This window comes from Bacillus sp. 5RYD7K, from assembly GCF_059831465.1.
Genome location: NZ_CP191200.1, coordinates 715,819 through 742,500, shown reverse-complemented (window position 1 = coordinate 742,500; position 26,682 = coordinate 715,819). Strand labels below are relative to the sequence as shown.

Annotated in this window: 24 protein-coding genes and 2 other annotated features (1 of these 26 only partly in view); all 24 genes read left to right on the top strand. The window is 45.4% G+C overall.

What is annotated here, in order from left to right:
* Nucleotides 1–934, top strand: the 3' portion of a protein-coding gene (gene mcsB / locus ACQE26_RS03705) for a protein-arginine kinase McsB (protein WP_003156398.1). It extends 158 nt beyond the left edge of the window; only the last 934 of its 1,092 coding nucleotides appear in the window; the start codon falls outside the window, past its left edge; its stop codon occupies nucleotides 932–934.
* On the top strand, nucleotides 931–3,366 hold the full coding sequence (gene clpC, locus ACQE26_RS03700) for an ATP-dependent protease ATP-binding subunit ClpC (protein WP_047477921.1): 2,436 nt from the start codon (nucleotides 931–933) through the stop codon (nucleotides 3,364–3,366). The genes mcsB and clpC overlap by 4 nt, the downstream gene beginning before the upstream one ends.
* 93 nt (nucleotides 3,367–3,459) lie before the next feature.
* Nucleotides 3,460–4,839, top strand: coding sequence for a DNA repair protein RadA (radA, locus tag ACQE26_RS03695; RefSeq protein ID WP_016935915.1), 1,380 nt, complete (start codon nucleotides 3,460–3,462; stop codon nucleotides 4,837–4,839).
* Between the two features lie 3 nt (nucleotides 4,840–4,842).
* A complete protein-coding gene (disA, locus tag ACQE26_RS03690) occupies nucleotides 4,843–5,925 on the top strand; it encodes a DNA integrity scanning diadenylate cyclase DisA (protein ID WP_003156401.1) in 1,083 nt (360 codons plus the stop codon).
* Between the two features lie 113 nt (nucleotides 5,926–6,038).
* Nucleotides 6,039–7,139, top strand: a complete 1,101-nt coding sequence (locus ACQE26_RS03685; protein WP_016935914.1) for a PIN/TRAM domain-containing protein — start codon at nucleotides 6,039–6,041, stop codon at nucleotides 7,137–7,139.
* Between the two features lie 13 nt (nucleotides 7,140–7,152).
* Nucleotides 7,153–7,851 carry a 2-C-methyl-D-erythritol 4-phosphate cytidylyltransferase gene (gene ispD / locus ACQE26_RS03680; RefSeq protein ID WP_438421077.1) on the top strand — a complete coding sequence of 233 codons (699 nt, stop codon included), beginning with the start codon at nucleotides 7,153–7,155 and terminating at the stop codon, nucleotides 7,849–7,851.
* Nucleotides 7,844–8,320 carry a 2-C-methyl-D-erythritol 2,4-cyclodiphosphate synthase gene (gene ispF / locus ACQE26_RS03675; RefSeq protein ID WP_016935912.1) on the top strand — a complete coding sequence of 159 codons (477 nt, stop codon included), beginning with the start codon at nucleotides 7,844–7,846 and terminating at the stop codon, nucleotides 8,318–8,320. The genes ispD and ispF overlap by 8 nt, the downstream gene beginning before the upstream one ends.
* Nucleotides 8,321–8,411: 91 nt before the next feature.
* Nucleotides 8,412–9,863: a glutamate--tRNA ligase gene (gene gltX / locus ACQE26_RS03670; protein WP_438421078.1), complete on the top strand. Its 1,452-nt coding sequence runs from the start codon at nucleotides 8,412–8,414 to the stop codon at nucleotides 9,861–9,863.
* A 2-nt stretch (nucleotides 9,864–9,865) separates the two neighbouring features.
* Nucleotides 9,866–10,099 (top strand) — a binding site (T-box leader).
* A gap of 74 nt (nucleotides 10,100–10,173) precedes the next feature.
* Entirely contained in the window at nucleotides 10,174–10,827 is a 654-nt protein-coding gene (gene cysE / locus ACQE26_RS03665; protein WP_007410393.1) for a serine O-acetyltransferase, read from the top strand.
* A complete protein-coding gene (gene cysS / locus ACQE26_RS03660) occupies nucleotides 10,824–12,224 on the top strand; it encodes a cysteine--tRNA ligase (RefSeq protein ID WP_016935910.1) in 1,401 nt (466 codons plus the stop codon). The genes cysE and cysS overlap by 4 nt, the downstream gene beginning before the upstream one ends.
* 4 nt (nucleotides 12,225–12,228) lie before the next feature.
* Complete coding sequence (locus ACQE26_RS03655; protein ID WP_016935909.1) at nucleotides 12,229–12,660, top strand: Mini-ribonuclease 3; 432 nt, start codon at nucleotides 12,229–12,231, stop codon at nucleotides 12,658–12,660.
* Nucleotides 12,644–13,393 carry a 23S rRNA (guanosine(2251)-2'-O)-methyltransferase RlmB gene (rlmB, locus tag ACQE26_RS03650; RefSeq protein WP_064777789.1) on the top strand — a complete coding sequence of 250 codons (750 nt, stop codon included), beginning with the start codon at nucleotides 12,644–12,646 and terminating at the stop codon, nucleotides 13,391–13,393. Before ACQE26_RS03655 ends, rlmB begins: the two co-directional genes overlap by 17 nt.
* Before the next feature lie 6 nt (nucleotides 13,394–13,399).
* Nucleotides 13,400–13,912 carry a ribosome-dependent mRNA decay endonuclease Rae1/YacP gene (gene rae1, locus ACQE26_RS03645; protein WP_013350802.1) on the top strand — a complete coding sequence of 171 codons (513 nt, stop codon included), beginning with the start codon at nucleotides 13,400–13,402 and terminating at the stop codon, nucleotides 13,910–13,912.
* 62 nt (nucleotides 13,913–13,974) lie between these two features.
* Nucleotides 13,975–14,631 (top strand): RNA polymerase sporulation sigma factor SigH, encoded by a 657-nt coding sequence (gene sigH / locus ACQE26_RS03640; protein WP_003156415.1) that lies wholly within the window; start codon nucleotides 13,975–13,977, stop codon nucleotides 14,629–14,631.
* Nucleotides 14,632–14,720: 89 nt separating this feature from the next.
* Entirely contained in the window at nucleotides 14,721–14,870 is a 150-nt protein-coding gene (rpmG, locus tag ACQE26_RS03635; protein WP_003156421.1) for a 50S ribosomal protein L33, read from the top strand.
* 32 nt (nucleotides 14,871–14,902) lie between these two features.
* Nucleotides 14,903–15,082 (top strand): preprotein translocase subunit SecE, encoded by a 180-nt coding sequence (gene secE, locus ACQE26_RS03630; protein ID WP_003156422.1) that lies wholly within the window; start codon nucleotides 14,903–14,905, stop codon nucleotides 15,080–15,082.
* Nucleotides 15,083–15,246: 164 nt separating this feature from the next.
* The gene (gene nusG / locus ACQE26_RS03625; RefSeq protein WP_003156423.1) at nucleotides 15,247–15,780 is read left to right on the top strand and encodes a transcription termination/antitermination protein NusG; all 534 of its coding nucleotides are present in this window, start codon (nucleotides 15,247–15,249) and stop codon (nucleotides 15,778–15,780) included.
* 167 nt (nucleotides 15,781–15,947) lie between these two features.
* Complete coding sequence (gene rplK, locus ACQE26_RS03620; protein WP_003156430.1) at nucleotides 15,948–16,373, top strand: 50S ribosomal protein L11; 426 nt, start codon at nucleotides 15,948–15,950, stop codon at nucleotides 16,371–16,373.
* Nucleotides 16,374–16,467: 94 nt separating this feature from the next.
* Complete coding sequence (gene rplA, locus ACQE26_RS03615) at nucleotides 16,468–17,166, top strand: 50S ribosomal protein L1 (RefSeq protein WP_045514073.1); 699 nt, start codon at nucleotides 16,468–16,470, stop codon at nucleotides 17,164–17,166.
* 48 nt (nucleotides 17,167–17,214) lie between these two features.
* Nucleotides 17,215–17,357, top strand: a sequence feature (ribosomal protein L10 leader region).
* A gap of 63 nt (nucleotides 17,358–17,420) precedes the next feature.
* Nucleotides 17,421–17,921 carry a 50S ribosomal protein L10 gene (gene rplJ, locus ACQE26_RS03610; RefSeq protein ID WP_003156433.1) on the top strand — a complete coding sequence of 167 codons (501 nt, stop codon included), beginning with the start codon at nucleotides 17,421–17,423 and terminating at the stop codon, nucleotides 17,919–17,921.
* 41 nt (nucleotides 17,922–17,962) lie between these two features.
* Nucleotides 17,963–18,334 (top strand): 50S ribosomal protein L7/L12, encoded by a 372-nt coding sequence (gene rplL, locus ACQE26_RS03605; RefSeq protein WP_045927006.1) that lies wholly within the window; start codon nucleotides 17,963–17,965, stop codon nucleotides 18,332–18,334.
* Between the two features lie 91 nt (nucleotides 18,335–18,425).
* Nucleotides 18,426–19,031 carry a class I SAM-dependent methyltransferase gene (locus ACQE26_RS03600; protein WP_438421081.1) on the top strand — a complete coding sequence of 202 codons (606 nt, stop codon included), beginning with the start codon at nucleotides 18,426–18,428 and terminating at the stop codon, nucleotides 19,029–19,031.
* 243 nt (nucleotides 19,032–19,274) lie between these two features.
* Nucleotides 19,275–22,856, top strand: coding sequence for a DNA-directed RNA polymerase subunit beta (gene rpoB / locus ACQE26_RS03595; RefSeq protein WP_003156440.1), 3,582 nt, complete (start codon nucleotides 19,275–19,277; stop codon nucleotides 22,854–22,856).
* Nucleotides 22,857–22,918: 62 nt separating this feature from the next.
* Nucleotides 22,919–26,518, top strand: coding sequence for a DNA-directed RNA polymerase subunit beta' (gene rpoC, locus ACQE26_RS03590; RefSeq protein ID WP_016935905.1), 3,600 nt, complete (start codon nucleotides 22,919–22,921; stop codon nucleotides 26,516–26,518).
* Nucleotides 26,519–26,682: the final 164 nt, after the last annotated feature.

The following is a 26,682-nucleotide window of genomic DNA, read 5'->3' as shown; positions in this document are numbered from 1 at the left end:
TATTCAGCAATTCGAAGATCATTTTTCAGGGAAAGAACTGCCTGATATCGGTCAATTTCATTTAATCAGAATGAGTGAAGCTCAGCCTTTGGAAAAACGGGTGCTGATGGAAAAGCATCTGATCAGCCCGAATTTAACGGAATCACCGTTTGGCGGCTGTCTGCTTTCTGAAAATGAAGAAGTCAGCATTATGTTAAATGAAGAAGATCATATCAGAATTCAATGTCTCTTCCCCGGCTTCCAGCTTCTCAACGCCATAAAAGCGGCAAACCAGGTTGATGACTGGATTGAGGAGAAAGTGGATTACGCTTTTGGAGAGAAGAGAGGATACTTAACAAGCTGTCCTACAAATGTAGGGACGGGACTAAGGGCTTCGGTCATGATGCATTTGCCGGGTCTTGTGCTAACTAGGCAAATGAATCGAATTATACCGGCAATTAACCAATTAGGTTTAGTTGTTAGAGGAATTTACGGGGAAGGCAGCGAAGCATTAGGAAATATCTTTCAAATTTCAAATCAAATTACACTTGGAAAATCAGAACAGGACATCGTCGATGATTTGAATAGTGTGGCTGCCCAGCTGATTGAGCAGGAACGCTCAGCCCGAGAAGCACTTTATCAAACCTCGAAAATTGAATTAGAGGACCGGGTATTCAGATCTTACGGAGTTTTATCCAACTGCCGAATGATTGAATCGAAGGAAACGGCGAAATGCCTTTCTGACGTTCGGCTGGGGATAGACCTGGGGATCATTAAAGGGCTATCAAGCAATATACTTAATGAACTGATGATTTTGACACAGCCCGGTTTTCTCCAGCAATATTCGGGCGGCGCATTACGGCCGAACGAAAGAGACGCGAGAAGAGCGGCTCTTATCAGGGAAAGGCTGCATTTAGAAATGAGTGCAAATAGACAGGAGGATGATTCGATATGATGTTTGGAAGATTTACAGAGCGGGCTCAAAAGGTATTGGCACTGGCACAGGAAGAAGCACTGCGCTTAGGCCATACAAATATCGGAACTGAACATATATTATTGGGGTTAGTCCGTGAAGGTGAAGGGATAGCATTTAAAGCTTTAGAAGCGCTTGGCCTCAATTCAGATAAAATGCAGAAAGAAGTGGAAAGTTTGATTGGCCGAGGACAGGAAAGCACCACCTCTGTCCCTCATTACACGCCTCGAGCCAAAAAGGTAATAGAACTATCAATGGATGAAGCCAGAAAGCTGGGTCATTCTTATGTAGGAACAGAGCACATACTTCTTGGGCTGATTCGTGAAGGTGAGGGAGTCGCCGCGAGAGTTCTGAATAATCTGGGTGTCAGTCTCAATAAGGCGAGACAGCAGGTTCTGCAGCTTCTCGGAAGCAATGAAACAGGGACATCCGGAGCAGGGACAAATAGCAGCGCAAACACGCCGACGCTTGACAGTCTGGCGCGTGATTTAACCGCGATTGCGAGGGAAGACAGCCTTGATCCGGTTATCGGCCGAAGCAAAGAAATTCAGCGTGTTATTGAGGTATTAAGCCGCAGAACAAAGAATAATCCCGTTCTGATTGGAGAACCGGGTGTAGGTAAAACTGCGATTGCTGAAGGTCTCGCACAGCAGATCATCAATAATGAAGTGCCGGAAATTTTACGTGATAAACGCGTAATGACATTAGACATGGGAACGGTTGTAGCCGGCACGAAATACCGCGGAGAATTTGAAGACCGTTTGAAAAAAGTAATGGATGAAATACGTCAGGCCGGCAATATCATTTTATTCATTGACGAATTGCACACACTGATCGGAGCTGGCGGAGCAGAAGGCGCGATTGACGCGTCGAATATTTTAAAACCTTCACTCGCTCGCGGTGAGCTTCAGTGTATCGGTGCGACAACGCTTGATGAATACCGCAAATATATCGAAAAAGACGCAGCTCTGGAGCGCCGCTTCCAGCCGATTCAGGTGGATGAGCCGTCAGTCGATGAAAGCATTCAGATCTTAAAAGGGCTCCGTGACCGCTATGAAGCGCATCACCGCGTATCCATTACCGATGAAGCGATCGAAGCGGCGGTTAAATTGTCTGACCGTTATATTTCTGACCGCTTCCTTCCGGATAAAGCGATCGATTTAATTGACGAAGCCGGTTCAAAAGTGCGTCTCCGTTCCTTCACAACGCCTCCGAACTTAAAAGAGCTTGAGCAGAAACTCGATGAAGTTCGCAAGGAAAAAGACGCTGCCGTTCAAAGCCAGGAGTTTGAAAAAGCGGCTTCTCTTCGTGATACGGAGCAGCGCTTGAGAGAACAGGTGGAAGATACGAAAAAAACGTGGAAAGAAAAACAAGGCCAGGAGAACTCCGAAGTTTCTGTAGAGGATATCGCAATGGTGGTATCCAGCTGGACCGGGGTGCCTGTATCTAAAATCGCGCAAACGGAAACAGATAAGCTTCTCAATATGGAAAGCATTCTGCACTCCCGCGTCATTGGCCAGGATGAAGCCGTTGTAGCCGTTGCGAAGGCTGTCAGACGTGCAAGAGCCGGTTTGAAGGATCCGAAACGTCCGATCGGTTCATTCATCTTCTTAGGCCCTACAGGCGTAGGGAAGACAGAGCTGGCAAGAGCGCTGGCGGAATCTATTTTCGGTGATGAAGAAGCGATGATCAGAGTGGATATGTCCGAATATATGGAGAAACATTCGACTTCACGTCTTGTCGGTTCTCCTCCGGGATATGTCGGCTATGATGAAGGCGGTCAGCTGACGGAAAAAGTGAGAAGAAAACCTTACTCTGTCGTACTGCTTGATGAAATTGAAAAAGCGCATCCTGATGTGTTTAACATTCTCCTGCAAGTGCTTGAAGACGGACGCTTGACTGATTCAAAAGGACGCACTGTTGATTTCCGCAACACGATTCTGATTATGACGTCAAACGTCGGAGCGAGCGAGCTGAAACGCAACAAATATGTGGGCTTCAATGTGCAGGATGAATCACAAAACCATAAAGACATGAAAGACAAAGTTATGGGAGAGCTGAAGCGTGCCTTCAGACCTGAATTTATCAACCGGATTGACGAAATTATCGTCTTCCACTCCCTTGAGAAAAAACATCTTACAGACATCGTGTCGCTTATGTCTGACCAGTTAACAAAACGTCTGAAAGAACAAGATCTCTCTATAGAGCTGACGGATGCTGCAAAAGCAAAAGTAGCAGACGAGGGCGTCGATTTGGAATACGGCGCACGTCCGTTAAGAAGAGCGATTCAAAAGCATGTGGAGGACCGGTTATCAGAAGAGCTTCTCAGAGGCAATATTGATAAAGGCCAGCACATCGTTCTTGATGTTGAAGACGGCGAATTTGTCGTAAAAACAACTGCTAAAACGAACTAATATAGTGACAAACATGAGGCATACGTAAGCAAGTGTATGCCTCACTTTGTTATATAGAGAAATATTCGATAAGGAAGAGGTCTTACAGCATATATGGCTAAATCAAAAACAAAATTCATCTGCCACTCATGCGGTTATGAATCTGCTAAATGGATGGGGAAATGCCCGGGCTGCGGGGCTTGGAATACAATGGTGGAAGAAACCATCAAAAAAGCGCCGGCGAATCGGCGGGCGGCTTTCTCCCACTCCGTTCAAACCGTCCAGAAACCATCACCCATTACATCAATTGAAACATCAGAAGAACCCCGTGTTCAAACCAAGCTCGAAGAATTCAACAGAGTGCTTGGCGGCGGCGTTGTGAAGGGCTCGTTAGTATTAATCGGCGGCGACCCCGGCATCGGGAAATCAACGCTCCTTCTTCAAGTATCCGCACAATTAGCAGACACGGCCGGCAGCGTGCTTTACATTTCCGGGGAAGAATCCGTGAAGCAAACGAAGCTGCGCGCCGACAGGCTTGGAATCAACAGCCAATTGTTACATGTTTTATCTGAAACCGATATGGAGTATATTTCGTCTGCTATACAAGAGATGAAACCCGCATTTGTTGTTGTAGACTCCATTCAGACCGTTTACCAAAGTGACATTACCTCAGCTCCCGGCAGTGTATCACAAGTAAGAGAGTGTACGGCTGAATTGATGAAAATCGCGAAAACAAACGGCATTCCGATTTTTATCGTCGGACACGTCACAAAAGAAGGATCGATCGCTGGGCCAAGATTGCTTGAGCATATGGTCGATACCGTTCTATACTTTGAAGGAGAGCGGCACCATACATTCCGTATTTTGCGGGCTGTAAAAAACCGTTTCGGCTCAACAAATGAAATGGGCATCTTTGAAATGCGGGAAGAGGGGCTTACAGAAGTGCTGAACCCTTCGGAAATTTTCTTGGAGGAGCGTTCTGCCGGGGCTTCGGGTTCGAGTATCGTTGCGTCAATGGAAGGAACGAGACCGATCCTGGTTGAAATTCAGGCGCTCATATCACCGACCAGCTTTGGAAACCCGCGCCGCATGGCCACAGGGATTGACCACAACAGGGTGTCGTTAATCATGGCTGTGCTTGAGAAGCGGGTGGGGCTATTGCTTCAGAATCAAGATGCGTACTTAAAAGTCGCCGGCGGGGTCAAACTGGATGAACCGGCGATTGATTTGGCAGTAGCCGTCAGCATTGCTTCAAGCTTCAGAGATACACCGCCGAATCCTGCAGATTGCTTTATCGGTGAAGTGGGTCTGACAGGAGAAGTCCGCAGGGTGTCAAGAATCGAACAGCGCGTAAAAGAAGCGGCGAAACTCGGCTTCAAGCGTATGGTCATACCTGAGGCGAATGCAGGCGGATGGACAATACCAAAAGGGATTGAGGTTGTCGGAGTAGCAAATGTTGCAGAAGCGCTTCGTACTTCATTAGGAGGATCATAATAGATGGAAAAAGAGAAAAAAGGGGCGAAACAAGAGCTTGACCTGTCTGCAATTCTGCAGTTCGTTGCACCGGGCACGCCGCTCAGAGCCGGGATAGAGAATGTACTTCGGGCAAATACAGGCGGCCTGATTGTTGTCGGATACAATGATAAGGTAAAGCAAGTCGTGGATGGCGGTTTTCATATTAATACATCATTTGCGCCCGCTCACCTATACGAGCTGGCCAAAATGGACGGTGCCATTATTTTAAGCGATTCCGGCCAGAAAATTCTTTATGCGAATACACAGCTTATGCCGGAAGCGACCATTTCTTCTTCAGAAACGGGAATGAGGCACCGTACGGCGGAACGGGTGGCGAAGCAGACCGGCTGTCTCGTCATCGCCATTTCTGAACGCAGAAATGTCATTACGTTATACCAGGACAGCATGAAATACACACTGAAGGACATAGGATTTATTTTAACAAAAGCAAACCAGGCCATTCAAACGCTAGAGAAGTATAAAACCATTTTAGACAAAACGATTACGGCTTTAAACGCTTTAGAGTTTGAGGAGCTCGTGACATTCAGTGACGTGCTGTCCGTTATGCACCGCTATGAAATGGTGCTCCGTATAAAAAATGAAATCAACATGTATATTAAGGAACTCGGAACGGAAGGCCACTTAATCCGTCTGCAGGTGATTGAACTGATTACGGATATGGAAGAAGAAGCGGCTCTTTTCATCAAAGACTATGTGAAAGAAAAAATCAAAGATCCGTTCGTGCTGTTAAAAGAGCTTCAGGATATGTCCAGCTATGATCTGCTTGATGATTCCATTCTGTTTAAGCTGCTTGGATATCCCGCTTCTACCAACCTTGATGATTATGTGCTGCCGAGAGGGTACAGGCTGCTGAATAAAATTCCGCGTCTGCCGATGCCGATTGTTGAAAATGTGGTTGAGGCGTTCGGATTTTTGCCAAGCATAACGGAAGCCACTGTTGAAGAGCTGGATGATGTAGAAGGCATCGGCGAGGTGCGCGCCCAAAAAATCAAAAAAGGTTTAAAACGTCTTCAAGAAAAACACTATATAGATAGACAGCTTTAAGTATCGCTTAAACCTGTCAGAATTCGGGTATATTATTGTTAGTTTTTGTTTATTCTGATATTTGTAGGCTTTGACAGCCTGCTGAAAAATGTTACTTAAAAGGAGGTGGAGGTATGTTAAAACGAATAGTTCAGGCGTTCTTCATTATTGTGGGCGGCGTTGTCGGTATCTTTTTAATACCTGAATTGTTTGTACTGTCAAATATACAGGACATACCTTTAATAACAAACGCATATACGTCTGCTGCAATTGGTGCTATTATCTTTTTTCTCATCAGTATATGGACGACAGAATATGTGATTAATTGGGTGAAATGGATTGAAGATTCTTTGCTGAGAGCTCCGGTGCCGGATCTGTTATTCGGAAGTCTCGGATTGGTTTTTGGACTTATCATCGCATATCTCATTGTAAACGTGATTCCGCTGGACAATATTCCGTACCGTATATTCAGCACCATCATCCCGGTCTTTTTGGCTTTCTTTCTCGGTTATCTGGGCTTTCAGGTCGGATTTAAGAAAAAGGATGAACTGATCGGTCTGTTCTCCATTTCTGCAAGAATGCAGAAGAAAAAGGGAAGTGCCGATGAGGAGCAGGAGGAACAGGAGAAAAGGCTGAAAATCTTGGATACAAGTGTTATTATTGATGGGAGAATTGCAGATATTTGTCAGACGGGCTTTTTAGAAGGCGTCATTGTCATTCCTCAATTTGTGCTTGAGGAATTACAGCATATCGCTGATTCTTCAGATGTTTTAAAACGCAACAGAGGACGCCGCGGACTGGATATTTTGAATCGCATTCAAAAGGAACTGGATATTACGGTTGAAATTTATGAAGGCGACTTCGAAGACATTCAAGAGGTTGACAGCAAGCTTGTCAAACTTGCGAAGCTGACATCCGGTGTCGTTGTGACGAATGATTTTAATTTAAATAAAGTATGTGAGCTTCAGAAGGTTGCGGTACTGAATATTAATGACCTTGCAAACGCGGTGAAGCCGGTTGTGCTCCCGGGTGAAGAAATGAATGTGCAGGTGATTAAGGACGGGAAAGAGCATAATCAAGGTGTGGCTTACTTGGATGACGGAACAATGATCGTTGTGGAAGAAGGCCGCAATTATATAGGGAAACATATTGATGTGCTCGTAACCAGCGTGCTGCAGACAGCGGCGGGGCGAATGATTTTTGCCAAGCCTAAGCTGCTTGAGAAGGCTCTTTAAGAGGGAGTTAATGATGGAGTATGTCGTAGTCATTCCGGCTGCCGGACAAGGGAAACGGATGAAGGCCGGGAAAAATAAGCTGTTCATCGGCTTAAAGGGTGCGCCTGTTATTATACACACACTGCGGGTTTTTGAAAGCCACGCACCTTGTCAGAAAATAATCCTGGTGATAAACGAGAGTGAACGGGAAGATTTTCGTCAGCTGCTTGCCCAGTTTCCGGTCAAAGCGGAAATTGAGCTTGTCACCGGCGGGGCGGAGCGTCAGCATAGTGTATACGAAGGACTGAAAGTGATTGATGAGGAGTCCGTCGTTCTTGTTCATGACGGGGCGCGCCCGTTTGTCACGCATCAGCATATCGATAAACTCGTTGAAACAGCAGAAGAGACGGGAGCGGCTGTCCTGGCTGTTCCTGTGAAAGACACGATAAAACGGGCGGAAGGCTCCCGGGTTGCGGAGACCTTTGACCGTTCAAGCTTGTGGGCCGTTCAAACGCCGCAGGCTTTTCGTCTTTCTTTATTGAAAAAGGCGCATAGGGAAGCGGAAAACAAAGGCTTCTTAGGTACGGATGACGCCAGTCTCGTCGAGCGTCTTGATGGCTATCAGGTGAGTATCGTTGAAGGCAGCTATACCAATATTAAGCTGACAACGCCGGATGATCTGATATCAGCGGAAGCAATCATGAAAGCGGAAAGTGGGAATCATAATGTTTAGAATCGGACAAGGATTTGACGTGCATCAACTAACGGAAGGCCGTCCTCTCATCATCGGCGGAATTGAAATTCCTTATGAAAAAGGGCTGCTCGGGCATTCCGATGCGGATGTATTGCTGCACACGGTTGCAGATGCGTGCCTCGGAGCGGTGGGTGAAGGAGATATCGGCAAGCATTTCCCGGATACTGATCCGGAATTCAAGGATGCGGATTCTTTTAAGCTGCTTCAGCATGTCTGGAACATTGTCAAAGAAAAAGGGTACGTACTCGGAAATATAGACTGCACGATTATTGCGCAAAAGCCGAAAATGGCGCCGCATATTGATGCGATGAGAAAACGAATAGCGGAAGGCCTTGAGGCAGACGTCTCTCAAGTAAATGTAAAAGCGACAACGACAGAAAAGCTCGGGTTTACCGGAAGAGCCGAAGGAATTGCCGCTCAGGCGACCGTTCTGATCCAAAAAGCCTGATCATTATTTTGATGCCCGGTCTATTTGGTGGTAGAATAGATACATATATTCGGCTAGAGGCTACAGATGAGATGAAAGGAAGTATTTGAACATGGGAAATGAAGTACGCGTCCGCTATGCACCGAGTCCGACCGGACATTTGCATATCGGTAACGCCAGAACGGCGCTTTTTAACTATTTATTTGCCCGCAGCCAAGGCGGAAAGTTTATTATCCGGATTGAAGATACGGACAAAAAGCGAAATATCGAAGGCGGAGAGCAAAGCCAGCTTAACTATCTGAAATGGCTCGGCATAGACTGGGATGAAAGTGTGGATGTCGGCGGAGAATACGGCCCGTACCGCCAGTCTGAACGGAATGACATTTACAAAGAGTACTATGAGGCGCTTCTTGAAAAAGGGCTTGCTTATAAATGTTTCTGTACGGAAGAAGAACTTGAGAAAGAACGTGAAGAGCAGATCGCCCGCGGGGAAATGCCGCGCTATTCAGGCAAACACAGAAACCTGACTCAGGAAGAGCAGGAGCAGTTTTTAGCCGAAGGAAGACAGCCGAGCATCCGTTTCCGCGTGCCGGAAGGAAAAATCATCACTTTTAACGATATCGTAAAAGGCGAGATTTCTTTTGAATCAGACGGTATCGGCGACTTCGTCATCGTTAAAAAAGACGGTACACCGACGTATAACTTTGCTGTCGCAATTGACGATTACCTAATGAAAATGACGCACGTGCTCCGCGGTGAGGACCATATTTCAAATACACCGAAACAAATCATGATCTTCCAGGCGTTCGGCTGGGATATTCCTGAATTCGGACATATGACGCTTATCGTGAACGAAAGCCGCAAAAAATTAAGTAAACGTGATGAATCAATTATTCAGTTTATTGAGCAGTATGATGAGCTGGGTTACCTGCCTGAAGCGCTGTTTAACTTTATCGGACTTCTCGGCTGGTCTCCTGTCGGTGAAGAAGAGCTCTTCACAAGAGAACAATTTATTGAAATTTTTGATGTGAATCGTTTATCTAAGTCACCGGCTCTGTTTGATATGCATAAACTGAAATGGGTCAACAACCAATACGTCAAAGCGCTGGATCTTGATCAAGTTGTTGAACTGACCCTGCCTCACCTGCAAAAAGCAGGAAAAGTCGGCACTGAGCTTTCTGCTGAAGAGCAGGAATGGGTGCGTAAGTTAATCTCTCTTTACCATGAGCAATTGAGCTACGGTGCTGAAATTGTCGAGCTGACTGATTTGTTCTTTAAGGATGAGATCGAGTATAATCAAGAGGCAAAAGCCGTTCTGGCAGAAGAACAGGTGCCTGAAGTGCTCAGCGCATTTGCTGCGAAGCTTGAAGAGCTTGAAGAATTCACGCCAGAGCAGATCAAAGCCTCAATTAAAGCCGTTCAGAAAGAAACAGGCCATAAAGGCAAAAAGCTGTTCATGCCGATTCGTGTAGCGGTTACCGGCCAGACGCACGGTCCGGAGCTTCCGCAGGCTATTGAGCTGATCGGCAGAGAAACAGCCGTAAAACGCCTGAAAAGCATTTAAATATACGATTGTTGACAGGGAAGAGTATAAAACAATGACCATTACAGAAAGAATCTTCATCGGCTGAGAGAGATTCATGCGTTATGTTTTAGAAGTGCGCCCTTAAGACCTTTGAAGAACATTTCTGCGGAAATCAGTATTTAAAGGCGGCCGCCGCCGTTACCGGCTTTAAAGTTGGGAAAACAGCGTTTTGTTTTTCAAACAGAGTGGAACCGCGCGGTAAAAGCGTCTCTGTCATGTTTACATGCAGAGGCGCTTTTTTTATAGGCGGAAAAACAGACTGGAGCGGGGAGAGAATGGGGGGAAGCATGTGTTTTTTAAAATGCTAAAAGAAGACATAGATACAGTGTTCGATCAAGATCCGGCAGCAAGAAGCTATTTTGAAGTTGTTTTAACTTATTCTGGTTTACATGCTATATGGGCGCATCGGATTGCACATGCTTTATATAAACGGAGATTTTTCTTCCTTGCGCGCCTGATATCACAGATTGCCCGTTTCTTTACCGGAATTGAAATCCATCCCGGCGCGACCATCGGGAGAAGGTTTTTCATTGATCACGGTATGGGGGTCGTCATAGGGGAAACATGTGAAATCGGCAATAACGTGACGGTATTCCAAGGTGTCACTCTCGGGGGAACGGGAAAAGAAAAGGGAAAGCGGCATCCGACCATTAAAGATGATGCTTTAATTGCAACGGGGGCGAAGGTGCTCGGCTCTATAACAGTCGGGCAAGGCTCTAAAGTAGGGGCCGGCTCCGTTGTGCTGCGTGATGTTCCCGACTTTTCAACCGTTGTCGGCATACCTGGAAAAGTCGTCATTCAGAACGGAAGAAAGATCAAACGCGATCTCAATCACCAAGACTTGCCCGATCCGGTTGCTGACCGGTTAAGAGCATTGGAGCAGCAGATTTTTGAGCTGCAGGCTGAACTGGAAGATAAAAAAGAAAGGATCAACCAAAAATGACCATTACACTTTATAATACATTGACACGGAAAAAGGAAACATTCGTTCCTCTTGAGGAAGGAAAAGTAAAAATGTACGTGTGCGGACCGACTGTATACAACTATATTCATATCGGAAACGCCCGTCCGGCGATTGTTTATGATACCGTACGCAACTATTTGGAGTATAAGGGATACGATGTTCAATACGTATCGAATTTCACAGATGTTGATGACAAATTGATTAAGGCGGCTAATGAGCTCGGCGAGGACGTTCCGACCGTTTCTGAGCGGTTTATTAAAGCTTATTTTGAAGATGTGGGCGCCCTCGGATGCCGGAAAGCGGATCTTCACCCTAGAGTCATGGAGAACATGGACGCCATTATTGAATTTGTCAGCGAGCTGATTAAAAAAGGCTACGCTTATGAATCGGAAGGCGACGTCTATTTCAAAACAAGAGCCTTCGAAGGCTACGGCAAGCTTTCACAGCAATCAATTGATGAACTCAGATCGGGCGCCCGTATCCGTGTCGGTGAGAAGAAAGAGGATGCGCTGGACTTTGCTCTTTGGAAAGCCGCTAAAGACGGAGAAATTTCATGGGATAGCCCTTGGGGAAAAGGCCGCCCGGGCTGGCACATTGAATGCTCCGCAATGGTGAAAAAATATTTGGGTGACGAAATCGATATTCATGCCGGCGGTCAGGACCTGACATTCCCGCACCATGAGAACGAAATCGCCCAATCTGAAGCATTAACAGGCAAGACATTCGCAAAATACTGGCTTCACAACGGTTACATCAATATAGATAATGAAAAAATGTCAAAATCGCTCGGCAACTTTGTTTTGGTGCACGATATCATTAAGCAGTATGACCCGCAGCTTTTGAGATTTTTCATGCTGTCCGTCCATTACCGCCACCCGATCAACTATTCGGAAGAGCTGCTTGAGAAAACAAAAAACGCGTTTAACCGCCTGAAGACGGCCTACAGCAATTTAAACCATCGTTTGATTAGCAGCACGAATCTGACTGACAATGATGATGAATGGCTCGCTAAAATCGAAGAGCACCGCGCTGCATTTGAAGAAGCGATGGATGATGATTTTAATACGGCGAATGCGATTTCCGTTTGGTTTGATTTGGCGAAGCTTGCCAACTACTACATGCAGGAGGACAATACGGCGGATCACGTCATTAAAGCCTTCATCAGCATGTTTGACCGAATCGGATCCGTTCTCGGACTTACGCTCGGCGAAGAAGAGCTTGTCGATGAAGAGATTGAAGAATTGATCGAGAAGAGAAATGAAGCCCGCCGCAATCGCGATTTTGCTTTGTCAGACCAAATTCGCGATCAGCTGAAAAGCATGAATATCATTCTTGAAGATACGGCTCAGGGAACTCGCTGGAAGCGGGGAGAGTAAGCGGATGCTTCAATTTGAACAAATCAAAGATTCAAAGCAGTTAAACGGTCTTGCGCTCGCTTATATGGGTGATGCCATTTTTGAAATATATGTCCGGCATCACCTGCTTAAGCAGGGCCATACGAAACCGAATGACCTTCATAAGAAGGCGAGCCGGATCGTATCGGCAAAATCACAGGCAGACATTCTGTTCCGCCTACAGGAAGAATCCTTTTTCACGGAGGAAGAGGAAGCCGTGGTGAGAAGGGGAAGAAACGCGAAATCAGGGACGACGCCTAAAAACACAGATGTACAGACGTACCGCCATAGTACAGCTTTTGAGGCTTTGCTCGGATATCTTTTTCTTGAGAAAAGAGAAGAAAGACTGAATCAGCTGATTACAGAAGCTATACAAGTCGGGACGTCAGGGAGGAAAACAAATGAGTCAGCAACATGATTACGTCATAGGAAAAAACGCGGTAATTGAGACGTTAAAGTCGGATCGCAAACTCTATAAGTTATGGATGGCGGAAAACACGGTAAAAGGACAGGCGCAGCAAGTGATGGAACTTGCTAAAAAGCGCGGCGTCACCATTCAATTTGTGCCGAGAAAAAAACTCGATCAGATGGTGGAGGGGCAGCATCAGGGAGTTGTCGCTCAGGTGGCGGCATATGAATATGCACAATTAGACGAATTATATAAAAGAGCGGAACAGAGAAACGAACAGCCTTTCTTTCTCATATTGGACGAGCTGGAAGACCCTCATAATCTCGGTTCTATCATGAGAACGGCTGACGCTGTCGGCGCGCACGGCATCGTGATTCCGAAACGCAGAGCGGTCGGACTGACTTCAACAGTCGCAAAAGCATCGACCGGTGCCATTGAACATATTCCCGTCGTGAAGGTGACCAATCTTGCCCGGACACTTGATGAAATGAAGGAGCGGGGCATTTGGGTCGTGGGAACGGATGCATCCGCCCGGGAAGACTACCGCTCTATGGACGGCAAAATGCCTTTGGCGCTCGTTATCGGAAGCGAAGGCAAAGGAATGGGCCGTCTTGTGAAAGAGAAATGTGATTTTCTCATTAAACTTCCGATGGCCGGAAAAGTCACGTCTCTGAATGCATCGGTAGCGGCCGGCCTTCTGATGTATGAAGTCTACCGGAAACGCAATCCTTTAGGGGAATAAAGACAAATGGACATCCTATTAGTAGACGGATACAACATGATCGGAGCTTGGCCGCAGCTAAAGGATTTAAAAGCGAACAGTTTTGAAGAAGCGAGAGATGTGCTGATTCAGAAGATGGCGGAGTATCAGTCGTACACGGGAATCAAAGTCATTGTGGTGTTTGACGCACATCTGGTAAAAGGCATAGAGAAAAAACACACGAATCACAGAGTCGAAGTGATTTTCACACGGGAGAATGAAACGGCGGATGAGCGGATTGAGAAGCTTGCGCAGGCGCTGAATAATATCGCGACACAGATTCATGTCGCAACCTCTGATTACACGGAGCAGTGGGCGATTTTCGGACAAGGGGCTCTCCGCAAATCCGCCCGGGAGCTGCTGAGGGAAGTGGATGCGATAGAACGCCGGATTCAAAGACGGGTTTCAAAGATCACTTCCGAAAAACCCCCGGGTAAAATCGAACTGTCCGAAGAGGTTTTGAAAACGTTTGAAAAGTGGCGGCGCGGCGGCCTGGATTAGGTTGACGCTTTTTCGCCCATTAATGTATAATATTTCTATCTACGTGCGCCGGGGGGATCGCAGTGAATCTACAGAACAGCAAGGGAAAATTCAACAAAGTGCAGTTTTGCCAGTTGGAGGACGAGCAGGTCATTGAAAAGGTTCATGTTGGGGATAGTGATGCGTTAGATTACTTGATTACGAAGTACCGTAATTTTGTACGGGCGAAAGCCAGGTCTTATTTTTTAATAGGGGCCGACAGAGAAGATATTGTACAGGAAGGGATGATAGGCTTATATAAGTCTATCCGAGACTTTAGGGAGGACAAGCTTACTTCATTTAAAGCTTTTGCAGAATTATGCATTACCCGCCAGATTATTACCGCAATAAAGACAGCTACCCGTCAGAAACACATTCCTTTAAATTCTTATGTTTCTTTAGACAAGCCAATTTTTGATGAAGAATCAGACAGAACACTGCTTGATGTCATTTCGGGCGCAAAAACGTTAAACCCTGAAGAAATGATTATTAATCAGGAAGAATTCGATGATATTGAGATGAAAATGGGAGAACTGCTGAGTGATCTGGAGAGAAAGGTGCTTGTTTTGTACTTGGACGGAAGAAGTTACCAAGAAATTTCAGATGACTTAAACCGACACGTAAAATCAATTGATAATGCCCTGCAGCGCGTGAAGCGCAAGCTTGAGAAGTATTTAGAAATAAGAGAAATCAGCCTGTAGCGGGTTTCTATGTCATATTGACAGAATTTTTCTGACTGTGCTATTTTATTAAGATAAATGAATGTCTATTTAGGAAAAGGTGTATCGACATGAGAAAAAAGATTACGCTGGCATGCAAAACATGCGGAAATCGTAATTATACGACAATGAAAAGCTCTGCATCAGCGGCTGAGCGGTTAGAAGTTAAGAAGTACTGCAGCACTTGCAATTCACATACAGCTCATTTAGAAACAAAATAGTGTTCGCTTTTTAAATTGTGGAGGTCTTTTACATGCGCATGATGAGTTTCTTTAAAGATGTTGGGAAAGAAATGAAAAAGGTTAGCTGGCCTAAAGGCAAAGAGTTAACGCGCTATACGATCACGGTGATTTCAACGGTTATCTTTTTTGTTATCTTTTTTGCCCTCCTTGATACAGGAATTTCTCAATTAATTCGTTTAATAGTTGAATAATGATCAGCAATACGTGCTATAATAGATCATAATATCGTTTGCCAAAACCCGTTCAGCGGGTTTTTTATTGTGTTGAAAAAAGGATTCATAGGCTCTGAGCCTATTTTTTGTTTTACACTTCATTTTTAAATGCGGGGAGGGAAGGACTGCAGAGTCCTGATAGAATGGAAAAGAATTGGTATGTTGTTCATACGTATTCCGGTTATGAAAACAAAGTAAAAGCAAACCTTGAAAAACGTGTGGAATCAATGGGAATGCAGGATAAAATTTTCCGCGTGGTCGTTCCTGAAGAAGAAGAGACTGATATTAAGAACGGCAAGAAAAAAGTAGTCAAAAAGAAAGTGTTCCCGGGTTATGTGCTTGTTGAAATCGTCATGACTGATGATTCCTGGTATGTGGTCCGCAACACGCCGGGCGTTACCGGTTTCGTCGGATCAGCCGGTTCAGGCTCAAAGCCGACTCCGCTTCTTCCTGGCGAAGCGGAAACCATTTTAAAACGGATGGGCATGGATGAGCGGAAAACCGACATTGATTTTGAATTGAATGAGACAGTCAAAGTCATAGACGGGCCATTCGCCAACTTTACAGGATCAATTGAAGAGATTGATTATGATAAGAGCAAAGTGAAGGTATTCGTTAACATGTTCGGCCGTGAAACGCCGGTTGAACTGGAATTTACCCAGATCGACAAATTGTAATGTGAAAAAACTTGAAATTGCTATATATTAATGATAATATAGCAAAGGTACGTCTTGGACTAATCCAAGGCAGCTAGCTTGATATTTCGTCATTCATATAAAGAATGAAACCTTGAGTGGGAGGGTTTACCCTATTACCACATCACGGACTTAAGGAGGTGTGTCTCGTGGCTAAAAAAGTAGTAAAAGTTGTAAAATTGCAAATTCCTGCTGGAAAAGCTAACCCAGCGCCGCCAGTTGGACCTGCACTAGGTCAAGCCGGTGTAAATATCATGGGATTCTGTAAGGAGTTTAACGCTCGTACAGCTGACCAAGCTGGTTTAATCATTCCTGTTGAAATTTCGGTTTACGAAGACCGTTCATTTACATTTATTACAAAAACTCCGCCTGCTGCAGTATTGCTTAAAAAAGCAGCTGGAATTGAGTCTGGTTCTGGTGAACCAAACCGTAATAAAGTGGCAACCGTTAAGCGCGATAAGGTTCGCGAAATCGCTGAAACGAAAATGCCTGACTTAAACGCAGCAGACGTTGAAGCGGCAATGCGCATGGTTGAAGGTACTGCCCGCAGTATGGGTATCGTTATCGAGGATTAATTTGTTTCTTGTCGGGTTGCGAGTTTTCACAAGTTCGCAACCCTTATTCGTGGGAGGTTATTCCGCTATAACCACATAAGGAGGAAATTTTAAAATGGCTAAAAAAGGTAAAAAGTACGTTGAAGCTGCGAAGCTTGTAGACCGTGCGAAAGCTTACGACGTCGCTGAAGCAGTGGCGCTTACTAAAAAAACAAACACAGCTAAATTCGACGCTACAGTTGAAGTTGCTTTCCGTTTAGGGGTTGACCCTCGTAAAAACGATCAGCAAATCCGCGGAGCAGTCGTTCTTCCTAACGGAACTGGTAAAACTCAGCGCGTGCTTGTATTCGCTAAAGGCGAAAAAGCAAAAGAAGCTGAAGCTGCCGGTGCAGACTACGTCGGCGATTCTGATTACATCACGAAAATCCAGCAGGGCTGGTTCGAATTCGATGTAATCGTTGCGACTCCTGACATGATGGGTGAAGTCGGTAAAATCGGCCGTGTGCTCGGACCAAAAGGTCTTATGCCAAACCCTAAAACAGGAACTGTTACATTCGAAGTAGAAAAAGCAATCGGCGAAATCAAAGCTGGTAAAGTTGAATACCGCGTTGATAAAGCTGGTAACATCCATGTTCCGATCGGAAAAGTTTCTTTCGAGGATGAAAAACTTGTTGAGAACTTCACAACAATGTATGATACAATCCTGAAAGCAAAACCGGCTGCGGCTAAAGGGGTTTACGTGAAAAACGTTGCCGTTACTTCTACTATGGGCCCTGGTGTCAAAGTAGACGCTTCTACTTTCAACGTAAAATAATATTTGACTTTAGATCAGCATTCTGATATGATTCAAAATGTTGTAAAATATAATATGTCATTTATACCGTAGACAGCAGGGGCCGTTAAGGCTTAATATCCTGCCGAGGTGTATATATATCACAGCTATTACGTTACGTATGCTTGTATATACAGCCTCCATGTCCACATGGAGGCTTTTTATATGAAATCGTCGTCACAGTCGTGATCACCTAGCGGTATAAGTGTTACACAAAATCTACAGGAGGTGTAACCATGAGCAGCGCAATTGATACAAAAAAAGTTGTTGTTGAAGAGATTGCTTCTAAACTGAAAGAAAGCAAATCAACGATCATCGTTGACTACCGCGGACTTAACGTTTCTGAAGTAACTGAACTCCGTAAACAGCTTCGCGAAGCTAACGTAGAGTTCAAAGTGTACAAAAACACAATGACTCGCCGTGCGGTTGAACAAGCTGAACTTGATGGTTTGAATGATGTCTTAACTGGACCGAATGCGATCGCATTCAGTACTGAAGATGTTGTCGCTCCGGCGAAAGTTCTTAACGAGTTCGCGAAAAACCACGAAGCTCTGGAAATCAAAGCGGGCGTTATCGAAGGTAAAGTATCTTCTGTTGAAGAAGTGAAAGCTCTTGCTGAACTTCCTTCACGCGATGGCTTACTTTCTATGTTGCTTAGCGTACTTCAAGCTCCAGTTCGCAACCTTGCACTTGCAGCTAAAGCAGTTGCAGACCAAAAGGAAGAACAAGGCGCTTAATCTGATTTTACCCTAAAATAAAACAAATGGAGGAATTTCAAATGGCTTTAAATATCGAAGAAATCATTGCTTCCGTTAAAGAAGCAACTGTACTTGAATTGAACGACCTAGTAAAAGCAATCGAAGAAGAATTTGGCGTAACTGCTGCTGCTCCTGTAGCTGTAGCTGGCGGAGCTGCTGCTGGCGGCGCTGCTGAAGAGCAAAGCGAATTCGACCTTATCCTTGCTGGTGCAGGTGCTCAGAAAATCAAAGTTATCAAAGTTGTTCGTGAAATCACTGGTCTTGGCTTGAAAGAAGCTAAAGAACTTGTTGACAACACTCCAAAACCACTTAAAGAAGGTATTGCGAAAGAAGAAGCTGAAGAGCTTAAAGCTAAACTTGAAGAAGTTGGCGCTTCTGTAGAAGTTAAGTAATCTTCACTTGCCTGTAGGGGAAGCTCGCTTTTATGAGGCGGGCTTTTTCTTTGCTTTTCTTTAAGCGCCATTAAAAAAGGAGGTTCTAATAATGAGTGGACACTATTATTCAGAAAAACCTTCAGTCAAAAGCGATAAACAGACATGGTCATTTACACTGCGGAACAGATCTTATACATTCACAAGTGACAGCGGCGTTTTCTCAAAAAAGGAAGTTGATTTCGGTTCGCGTGTCTTAATTGAAGCGTTTGAAGAGCCTGAAGTTGATGGTGACTTCCTGGATGCAGGCTGCGGCTACGGCCCGATCGGTCTGTCGCTCGCCGGTGAATTTACAGACCGGACCGTGCACATGATTGACGTGAATGAAAGAGCCGTAGAGCTGTCAAATGAAAATGCAGAAAAAAACGGAATAAAAAACGTTCGGATTTATCAGAGTGATTTATTTTCAAATATTGATTCTGCTCAAACATTTGCTTCTATTATTACAAACCCCCCAATCCGCGCCGGAAAAAAAGTTGTCCATGCCATTTTTGAAAAAAGCGCTGAGCATTTAAGGGCTTCAGGTGAGTTGTGGATCGTTATACAGAAAAAACAGGGCGGGCCTTCTGCCATTGAAAAACTGAAGGAGCTTTTTGACGAAGTTTCCGTCGTTCAAAAAAAGAAAGGCTATTATATCATAAAAGCAAAAAAAGTTTGACTTGAATTTTCAGCTATGTTAATATTGTAAAATGCCAATGTATATATTTTGCATGATATGCTGAATAATCATAGTGCATGTATAAATTATACAAACATGGAAATACTAATAAAATCGGTATTTGTTTTTGGATGTGGTTTTCTTAATTAGAAACCCTTTTTTCTTTTGTCTTGTAAAAGTATTTCTTCATCGTAAGGAATGCTTATTACACATATAATACGCATGATTTGAGGGGTGAATCAGTTGACAGGTCAACTAGTTCAGTATGGACGACACCGCCAGCGCAGAAGCTATGCTCGCATTAGCGAAGTGTTAGAATTACCAAATCTCATTGAAATTCAAACCTCTTCTTATCAGTGGTTTCTTGATGAGGGTCTTAGAGAGATGTTTCAAGACATATCACCAATTGAGGATTTCACTGGTAACCTCTCTCTTGAGTTCATTGACTACAGTTTAGGAGATCCTAAGTATCCCGTTGAAGAGTCAAAAGAACGTGATGTGACTTACTCAGCTCCGCTGAGAGTGAAGGTTCGTTTAATTAACAAAGAAACTGGAGAGGTAAAAGACCAGGATGTCTTCATGGGTGATTTCCCTATTATGACAGATACCGGTACTTTTATCATCAACGGTGCAGAACGTGTTATCGTATCTCAGCTTGTTCGGTCTCCAAGTGTATATTTCAGTGGTAAAGTAGACAAAAACGGTAAAAAAGGTTTTACCGCGACTGTCATTCCAAACCGTGGCGCATGGTTAGAATACGAAACTGATGCGAAAGATGTTGTGTATGTCCGCATTGATCGCACACGTAAGTTGCCGGTTACGGTTCTTTTGCGTGCTCTCGGCTTCGGTTCCGATCAAGAGATTCTCGATCTCATTGGTGAGAACGAATATCTCCGCAATACACTGGATAAGGACAACACTGAAAACAGTGACAAAGCGCTTCTTGAAATCTATGAGCGCCTTCGTCCGGGAGAGCCGCCTACAGTAGAAAACGCAAAAAGTTTGCTGGATTCCCGTTTCTTTGATCCTAAGCGATACGACCTTGCGAATGTAGGACGCTATAAAATTAATAAAAAGCTTCATATCAAGAACCGTCTGTTTAACCAGCGCCTTGCAGAAACACTGGTGGATCCTGAAACAGGTGAAATCCTCGCTGAAAAAGGGCAGATTCTTGACAGAAGAACACTTGATAAAGTACTGCCATACTTAGAAAATGGAATCGGCTTCAGAAAACTTTATCCTAACGGCGGCGTTGTCGAGGATGAAGTGATGCTTCAATCCATTAAAATCTATGCTCCTACTGATGCAGAAGGAGAGCAGACGATCAATGTGATCGGCAATGCTTACATTGAAGAGGCGATTAAAAACATTACGCCTGCTGATATTATTTCTTCTATCAGCTACTTCTTCAACCTCTTGCACGGAGTGGGCGACACTGATGATATCGACCATCTCGGAAACCGCCGCCTGCGTTCTGTAGGAGAGCTCCTGCAAAACCAATTCCGTATCGGTTTAAGCCGGATGGAACGTGTCGTACGTGAAAGAATGTCTATTCAAGACACAAATACAATCACGCCGCAGCAGCTGATTAACATCAGACCTGTTATTGCGTCTATTAAAGAGTTCTTCGGAAGCTCACAGCTTTCTCAATTCATGGATCAGACGAACCCGCTTGCTGAATTGACGCACAAACGCCGTCTGTCAGCTCTCGGACCGGGCGGTTTGACGCGTGAGCGTGCAGGTATGGAAGTACGTGACGTTCACTACTCTCACTACGGCCGTATGTGTCCGATTGAAACGCCTGAGGGCCCGAACATCGGTTTGATTAACTCATTGTCATCATTTGCGAAAGTAAACCGCTTTGGTTTCATTGAGACGCCATACCGCCGCGTTGATCCTGAAACAGGAAAAGTAACGCCTAGAATCGACTACTTGACTGCTGATGAAGAGGATAACTATGTCGTAGCCCAAGCGAACGCTAAGCTGAGCGATGACGGTTCTTTCTTGGATGACAGCATCGTAGCCCGTTTCAGAGGGGAAAACACCGTTGTAGCCCGCAACCGCGTGGATTACATGGACGTATCTCCTAAGCAGGTTGTATCTGCTGCGACAGCATGTATTCCGTTCTTGGAAAACGATGACTCGAACCGCGCCCTCATGGGAGCGAACATGCAGCGTCAGGCTGTGCCTTTGATGCAGCCGGAAGCTCCGATCGTCGGAACGGGTATGGAATACGTATCCGGTAAAGACTCCGGTGCAGCCGTTATTTGTAAACACCCTGGTATCGTTGAACGGGTGGAAGCGAAAAACGTATGGGTGCGCCGCTATGAAGAAATTGACGGCCAAAAAGTAAAAGGCAACCTGGATAAGTACAGCTTGCTGAAATTTGTCCGCTCCAACCAAGGTACGTGCTACAATCAGCGTCCGATCGTCAGTGTCGGCGATGAAGTAGTAAAAGGAGAAATCCTTGCTGACGGCCCTTCAATGGAGCTTGGTGAACTTGCTCTCGGCCGCAACGTAATGGTCGGCTTCATGACATGGGATGGTTACAACTATGAGGACGCCATCATCATGAGTGAACGCCTTGTGAAAGATGATGTATACACATCTATTCACATTGAAGAATATGAATCAGAAGCACGTGATACAAAGCTTGGACCGGAAGAGATCACCCGCGATATTCCAAACGTAGGGGAAGACGCGCTTCGCAACCTTGATGACCGCGGAATTATCCGTATCGGCGCGGAAGTCAACGACGGAGACCTTCTCGTAGGTAAAGTAACGCCTAAAGGTGTAACTGAGCTTACGGCTGAAGAACGCCTTCTGCATGCGATCTTTGGAGAAAAAGCGCGTGAAGTCCGTGATACTTCTCTCCGTGTGCCTCATGGCGGCGGCGGAATTATCCACGACGTAAAAGTCTTCAACCGTGAAGACGGAGACGAACTTCCTCCGGGAGTGAACCAGCTTGTACGCGTATATATCGTTCAGAAACGTAAGATTTCTGAAGGTGATAAAATGGCCGGACGTCACGGAAACAAAGGGGTTATCTCGAAGATTCTTCCTGAAGAAGATATGCCTTACCTTCCTGACGGCACGCCGATCGATATCATGCTTAACCCGCTGGGTGTACCATCACGTATGAATATCGGTCAGGTATTAGAACTTCACATGGGTATGGCTGCCCGCTACCTCGGCATTCACATCGCGTCACCTGTATTTGACGGCGCGCGTGAAGAAGATGTGTGGGAAACACTTGAAGAAGCAGGCATGTCAAGAGACGCTAAAACAGTCCTTTATGACGGCCGTACGGGAGAACCGTTCGACAACCGTGTATCTGTCGGAATCATGTACATGATCAAACTGGCACACATGGTTGATGATAAACTTCATGCCCGTTCTACAGGTCCTTACTCACTTGTTACGCAGCAGCCTCTCGGCGGTAAAGCCCAATTCGGCGGACAGCGTTTCGGTGAGATGGAGGTTTGGGCGCTTGAAGCTTACGGCGCAGCTTACACGCTTCAAGAAATCCTGACTGTGAAGTCCGATGACGTGGTCGGACGTGTGAAAACATATGAAGCCATCGTCAAAGGCGACAATGTTCCAGAGCCTGGTGTTCCGGAATCATTCAAAGTATTGATCAAAGAGCTTCAAAGCTTAGGTATGGACGTGAAAATCCTTTCAGGCGATGAAGAAGAAATAGAAATGAGAGATCTAGAAGACGAGGAAGATGCGAAACAAGCTGACGGCCTTGCATTATCAGGTGATGAAGCGCCGGAAGAAACAGCATCTCCAGACGTTGAACGTGACGCAGTAACGAAAGAATAGTCTGTGATTGATAAAGGCAAGTGACATCGGTTAATCCGAAGATAAAAAGGGAGGTAGGCCCCTTGCTAGATGTGAACAATTTTGAGTATATGAACATCGGTCTTGCTTCACCGGATAAAATCCGTTCATGGTCTTTTGGTGAAGTGAAAAAGCCTGAAACGATAAACTATCGTACATTGAAACCTGAAAAGGACGGACTGTTCTGCGAACGCATTTTCGGACCGACTAAGGACTGGGAATGTCATTGCGGCAAGTACAAGCGGGTTCGTTATAAAGGCGTAGTTTGTGACCGTTGCGGAGTTGAAGTAACGCGGGCTAAAGTCCGTCGTGAGAGAATGGGGCATATTGAACTGGCTGCCCCGGTTTCTCACATTTGGTATTTCAAAGGTATTCCGAGCCGTATGGGTCTTGTATTGGATATGTCACCGCGTGCGCTGGAAGAAGTCATCTACTTTGCTTCTTACGTCGTAACTGACCCGGCCAATACACCGCTCGAAAAGAAACAGCTTTTATCCGAAAAGGAATACCGTGCGTATCTGGATAAGTACGGAAACAAATTCCAAGCCTCTATGGGTGCGGAAGCCATTAATAAACTTCTGCAGGACATCGACCTTGTCAAAGAAGTTGATATGTTAAAAGAAGAGCTGAAAACTTCTCAAGGCCAGCGCCGCACACGTGCGATCAAACGCCTTGAAGTGCTTGAAGCCTTCCGTAATTCAGGAAACAAGCCGTCTTGGATGATTCTCGACGTGCTTCCGGTTATTCCGCCTGAATTAAGACCGATGGTTCAGCTTGACGGCGGACGTTTCGCAACGTCTGACCTGAATGACCTTTACCGTCGTGTCATCAACCGTAACAACCGTTTGAAACGCCTTTTGGACCTTGGTGCGCCAAGCATCATCGTTCAGAACGAAAAACGTATGCTTCAAGAGGCTGTCGATGCTTTAATTGACAACGGCCGCCGCGGACGTCCTGTAACAGGTCCTGGTAACAGACCGTTAAAATCTCTTTCTCACATGCTGAAAGGGAAACAAGGACGTTTCCGTCAAAACCTTCTTGGTAAACGTGTAGACTACTCAGGACGTTCCGTTATCGTCGTAGGTCCGCATCTGAAAATGTATCAGTGCGGATTGCCGAAGGAAATGGCGCTTGAGCTCTTCAAGCCATTCGTTATGAAAGAGCTTGTTGAAAAAGGTCTCGCTCACAACATCAAGAGCGCAAAACGCAAAATCGAACGCGTGCAGCCAGAAGTATGGGATGTACTTGAATCTGTCATTAAGGAGCATCCGGTCTTACTGAACCGTGCCCCTACGCTTCACAGATTAGGAATCCAGGCTTTTGAACCTACGCTTGTTGAAGGACGCGCCATCCGTCTTCACCCGTTAGTATGTACAGCTTATAACGCTGACTTTGACGGTGACCAAATGGCGGTTCACGTACCTTTATCAGCTGAGGCTCAAGCTGAGGCCCGCATTTTGATGCTTGCGGCCCAAAACATCTTGAACCCTAAAGATGGTAAACCGGTTGTTACGCCGTCTCAGGATATGGTATTAGGAAACTACTACCTGACACTTGAGCGCGCCGGAGCAGTCGGCGAGGGTATGGTCTTCAAAAATACGGACGAAGCGCTTCTTGCTTATCAAAACGGTTATGTCCACCTTCATACGAGAGTAGCTGTTGCAGCGAACTCCCTGAAGAATGTGACATTTACGGATGAGCAGCGTTCAAAACTGTTAATTACAACAGTCGGTAAGTTGGTCTTCAATGAAATTCTTCCTGAGTCATTCCCTTACATGAATGAACCTACGAAGAGCAACATTGAAGAGAAAACGCCTGACCGTTTCTTCTTAGATAAAGGTGCTGACGTAAAAGCTGTGATTGCAGAGCAGCCGATCAACGCACCGTTTAAAAAAGGTATTTTGGGTAAAATCATCGCGGAGATCTTTAAACGATTCCATATCACGGAAACGTCTAAGATGCTTGACCGCATGAAAAACCTCGGTTTCAGATATTCAACGAAAGCCGGTATCACGGTAGGGGTTTCTGATATCGTCGTTCTCGATGATAAGCAGGAAATCCTCGAAGAAGCACAAAGCAAAGTTGATAATGTCTTGAAACAGTTCAGACGCGGTTTAATCACCGAAGAAGAACGATATGAAAGAGTCATTTCAATTTGGAGTTCAGCGAAAGATGTTATCCAAGGCAAACTGATGAAATCATTAGACGAAGTCAACCCGATCTACATGATGAGTGACTCAGGAGCCCGTGGTAACGCATCTAACTTTACGCAGCTTGCGGGTATGCGCGGTCTGATGGCCAACCCGGCTGGACGAATCATTGAATTGCCTATCAAATCAAGTTTCCGTGAAGGTCTGACGGTATTGGAGTACTTTATCTCTACTCACGGTGCGCGTAAAGGTCTTGCCGATACCGCCCTGAAAACAGCTGACTCAGGTTACCTTACACGCCGTCTTGTTGATGTTGCGCAGGATGTTATCATTCGTGAAACAGATTGCGGAACTGACCGCGGTATTCTTGCAAAACCGCTTAAAGAGGGCACGGAAATCATCGAGCGTCTGGAAGAGCGTCTGATCGGACGTTTCGCCAGAAAACAGATCAAACATCCTGAGACGGGTGCTGTGCTCATTAACGAAAACGAATTGATCGATGAAGATAAAGCGCTGGAAATCGTTGAAGCCGGAATCGAAGAAGTGTGGATCCGTTCTGCGTTCACATGTAACACTCCTCATGGTGTATGTAAACGATGCTACGGACGAAACCTTGCAACCGGAACTGATGTTGAAGTCGGCGAAGCAGTAGGTATTATCGCTGCCCAATCTATTGGTGAGCCTGGAACACAGTTAACAATGCGTACGTTCCACACAGGCGGGGTTGCCGGAGACGATATCACACAAGGTCTTCCGCGTATCCAAGAGCTTTTCGAAGCGCGTAATCCTAAAGGTCAAGCGACGATTTCTGAGATTGACGGTACAATTGCCGAAATCAATGAAGTCCGCGACAAACAGCAGGAAATTGTTGTTCAAGGCGCTGTTGAGACACGTTCATACACGGCACCTTACAACTCACGCCTGAAAGTGGCTGAGGGTGATCAGATTACCCGCGGTCAAGTACTGACAGAAGGTTCTATCGATCCGAAAGAACTTCTTAAAGTCACTGACCTGACAACGGTTCAAGAATATCTTCTGCATGAGGTTCAGAAGGTTTACCGTATGCAGGGGGTTGAAATCGGCGATAAACACGTAGAAGTAATGGTTCGCCAGATGCTTCGCAAAGTCCGTGTGATCGATGCCGGAGATACTGATGTTCTTCCTGGCACATTGCTTGATATTCACCAATTCACAGAAGCGAACAAAAAAGTGCTGCTTGAAGGCAACCGGCCTGCTACAGGGCGTCCTGTCCTTCTCGGTATCACGAAAGCTTCACTCGAGACAGATTCATTCTTGTCTGCCGCATCATTCCAAGAAACAACACGTGTTCTTACGGATGCTGCGATTAAAGGCAAGCGCGATGAGCTTCTCGGCCTGAAAGAAAATGTTATCATCGGTAAACTGGTTCCGGCCGGTACTGGTATGATGAATTACAGAAAAGTAAAACCTGTTTCAAACGTTCAGCCTTCGGAAGATATGGTTCCGGCTGAATAATGGAAACTGCTGCAGGAAAGGCTGTTTCGACAGCTTTTCCTCAGTATTACAATTATTCTGGCGGCGGACTGCACTAAAAAATGTCATACGATGTTGACATCCGTTCCGCAGAGTGATAATATAACCAAGGTGCTCGAAATAAAACCTGTTACTTTGGAGGATAT